Raw genomic sequence first — 3,264 nt, 5'->3', positions numbered from 1 at the left:
CCGCCGCGCGTGCGCCACCCGGCCCATGCCGCGGGCCAGGGTCTGCAGGCGCTGCGTAGGACGACGGCGCAGGTGGTCGTACCGCGCGAGCGCACGGTCGACGTCGCCCGCCCTCAGGCGGCCCTCGGTGTCCGTCAGGCACCGGGTCAGCGTGACGGCGTCCACCAGCGCCTCGCACGCGCCGCGGCCGAGATCGGGGGTCATGCCGTGGGCGGCGTCGCCCACCAGGACTGCGCGTCCGGCCACGTAGGTGGGCAGGTGCGGGTGGACGTCGTACAGGTCGTGGCGCATGACGTCGTCCTCGGTGAGCGCCGCCAGGACCTGCCCGATCGGCTCGTGCCACCCGGCGAACAGCTCGCGCAGCAGAGCCACCTCTCCCCCGGCGGCGCGCTGCCCGCGGGGCGCGTCGAGGGACGCGTACCAGTTGGTGGTGCCGTCCAGGTAGGGCGTGACGCCGAACCGCCGACCAGGGCCCCAGGTCTCGCTCACCTCGTGGGTGACGACGGCGACGCGCCCGCGCAGCGCGCTCTGGCCCGTGTACCGGGCACGGTAGCGCTCCCCCAGCAGGGCGGTGCGGTGCGTGCTGAACACGCCGTCGGCCACGACGACGACGTCCGCGAGCGCCGGGCTGTCTGCCGCGCTCGCCGGTGCGGTGCCGCCTGGCTCCGTGTTCACCCGGCCGCGCGCGACGGCGTCGGGGGATCCGTGGACCGCGCTGTGGTGGTGGATGGTCTCCGCGGGTAGTGCGGTGCCGAGGATGTGGGCGAGGTCGCGGCGGGCGACGAGTCGTACGTGGTCGCCGGGGTGCCGGGTGATGCGTTCGGTGTCGAGTCGGGCCAGGAGGGTGCCGTCGGGGCGGCGGACGGTGCCTGCGTGTTGCGGGGTGGCGACGGCGCGGACGGCGTCTCCCATGCCGAGCTGGTCGAGGGCGGTGATCGCGGTGGGCCACATGCCGAGGGCCGCGCCGCTGGTTTCGGGGTGGGCGGCGCGTTCGTGGACGGTGACGTGCCAGCCGGCGCGGGTGAGGCCGATGGCGGTGGCGGTGCCGGCGATACCGGCGCCGATGATGACGGCTCGTGGCATGCTCGCGACGGTACTACAGATGTAGTGCAATTGACTACAGCCGTAGTGTGAGGGCATGCCCTCCCGTTCGGACACCCTGCTCGACGCCGCGATCCACGTGGTCGGCACCGACGGCATGCGCGCCCTGACGCACCGCGCCGTGGACGCCGCCGCCGGGCTGCCCACCGGCTCCACGTCCAACCTGTTCCGCACCCGCGAGGCGCTGCTGCGCGCCATGGTCGTGCGGATGATCGACACCGAGGTCGACGGCTGGACCCGCCTGGCCGGCGCCACTGCCGCGCCCACCACCTCCGACGCGCTCGCCCATCTCCTGGCGAGCATGGTCGCCACCCTCACCGGAGAGCTGCGCACCCTCACCGTCGCGCGCTACAGCCTGTTCATGGAGGCTGCCCGTGACCTCGAGCTCCAGGCGGAGATGGGCCGGGGCGCGGCCCGCGTCGCCGCGATCGGCAGCCAGTGGCTGACAGCGGCCGGCTCCCCCGACCCGGCGGCGCACACGGCCCTCCTGATGGCCCACCTGGACGGCGCCGTCCTGCACCGGCTCGCCTTCCCCGACGCCCCACCCGCCTCGGACGACGTCACGGCCGGGCTGCGCACCCTCCTGGGCGCCCTGCTTCCCGCGCCCCTCACTCCCCCGACAGGATCCGCAGCACCGGGGTGAACGCGTCCATCAGCTCCTCGGACACCACGAAGTACGAGATGCCCAGGCGCTCGCGGCGCTCCCGGAGCTGGTTGGCCATCTGCTGCGGCGACCCGGTGACCACGGACACCGCCCCCGAGGCCGCGAGCGCCGTCGGGTCGACACGGTCGGCGAGATAGCGGGGTACGGCGTCGCCGACGGCCATGAGGTTGACGTTGAGCTCGAGGGGCGCGTCGCGGCCCGCGGCGGTGGCGGCGTCGCGCAGCACCTTGACGAGGGCTGCGGCGGTGGCGTCGTCGGCGTCGAGCGGGATGCCGAGGGCGACGGTGTCGGCGGTCTGGCCGGCGAGGGTGATCATGCGCGGTCCCCCGGCGCCGATCAGGAGCGGGACGTGGGGCAGGTCGGTGCCGCGCGGGACCACGCAGGCGTCGGTGGTGGCGTAGTGCTCCCCCGTGGTGGTGACGGTCTCGCCGTCGAGCAGGCGACGGATGATGCGGACGGACTCGGCCAGCCGCGACACACGCACCCCGGGGCGGTCGAACGTGCGTCCGAGCATGGCGTTGTCGGGGCCCGTGCCGGGGTGCCCGGCGCCGATGCCGAGCTCGAAGCGCCCGTCGGACAGCACAGCGAGGGTCACGGCGTCCTTGGCGACCAGCACGGGGTGGCGGAAGTCGTTGGCCAGGACGTAGGTGCCCAGGTGCAGGCGGCTGGTGACGGTGGCGGCCGCGGCGAGCACGGGCAGCACGGACAGGCCGTGGGCGATGCTGTCGGGCGCGACGAGGGTGTCGAAGCCGAGCCGCTCCACGTCGCGGACGTGGTCGAGCCAGGCGGTGCCGGTGCGTGCGGGCGTGGCGACGACGCCGAAGCGGAACGGCGGTGTGGTGGTCATGGGTTCTCTCCGTCCTGGGCGTACCTCTCGGTCCAGGCAACTGTGTGTGCCCGGAGGGCACAAGCACATTCGCCGGTGCGCGAAGCCGGGTATACGGGGACCGGCGTTGTGCGCCACCGTGAGCGCCGGTCCCGTCGCAGGTCAGCGGCACATTCCGGCAAATCGGGAGTGTCAGTGGTCGCGCTTAGGGTGGCGGACATGGTCGCTCCTCCGCGCCTCGAGCGCATCACCGTCGACGAAGCCGCACGCCGCTACCTGGCGGCGGTCGAGGTCGAGACGATCCGCGGTGTCCTGTCCCCCGCCACGGCACGCAGCTACACGCGTGACGTGACGGAGTTCGGGCGCCTGACGGGCCGCGAGCGCATCCTGGACGACGTGACGGGGTCCGACGTCGACACCGTGCTGGTGCGGTACCAGTCCGCGCCGGACGCCCGGTACACCGACCCTGACCGCAAGGCGGGTCCCGGGCGCAGCACGGCGACGGTCAACCGGTTCCGGCAGTCCGTGTCCCGGTTCTTCGCGTACGCGGCCCGGGAGTGCTGGGTGCAGGCCGACCCCATGCAGTGGGCCGCGCCGCCCGCCAAGGTGCGCGGCACCCTGCGCACCGCCCGCACCGCCCTGTCGGCGGGCGCCGCACGCAGCCTGCTGACCA

The 3,264-nt window shown here is 74.2% G+C and carries 4 protein-coding genes; 2 read left to right on the top strand and 2 right to left on the bottom strand.

Going from position 1 to position 3,264, the window contains the following annotated elements:
* Positions 1-1,083 (bottom strand): FAD-dependent oxidoreductase (locus PROKR_RS08655; protein ID WP_036961922.1); only part of this gene is annotated, 1,083 nt, incomplete at its 3' end.
* Between the two features lie 55 nt (positions 1,084-1,138).
* Here PROKR_RS08655 and PROKR_RS08650 point away from each other — a divergent pair.
* On the top strand, positions 1,139-1,744 hold the full coding sequence (locus PROKR_RS08650) for a TetR/AcrR family transcriptional regulator (RefSeq protein ID WP_036961919.1): 606 nt from the start codon (positions 1,139-1,141) through the stop codon (positions 1,742-1,744).
* On the opposite strand, the gene PROKR_RS08645 is transcribed toward PROKR_RS08650, so the two are convergent.
* The gene (locus PROKR_RS08645; protein WP_036961916.1) at positions 1,710-2,612 is read right to left on the bottom strand and encodes a TIGR03621 family F420-dependent LLM class oxidoreductase; all 903 of its coding nucleotides are present in this window, start codon (positions 2,610-2,612) and stop codon (positions 1,710-1,712) included. The genes PROKR_RS08650 and PROKR_RS08645 overlap by 35 nt on opposite strands.
* A gap of 198 nt (positions 2,613-2,810) precedes the next feature.
* Between PROKR_RS08645 and PROKR_RS34300 the strand changes: the two genes are divergently transcribed.
* On the top strand, positions 2,811-3,264 hold a 454-nt coding region (locus tag PROKR_RS34300; RefSeq protein ID WP_169736359.1), incomplete at its 3' end, for a site-specific integrase.

It is taken from the genome of Promicromonospora kroppenstedtii DSM 19349 (genome assembly GCF_000515355.1).
Taxonomy (GTDB): domain Bacteria; phylum Actinomycetota; class Actinomycetes; order Actinomycetales; family Cellulomonadaceae; genus Promicromonospora; species Promicromonospora kroppenstedtii.
Note: the sequence above shows the minus strand (reverse complement) of the source record. Positions and strands in the feature narration are given on the sequence as shown.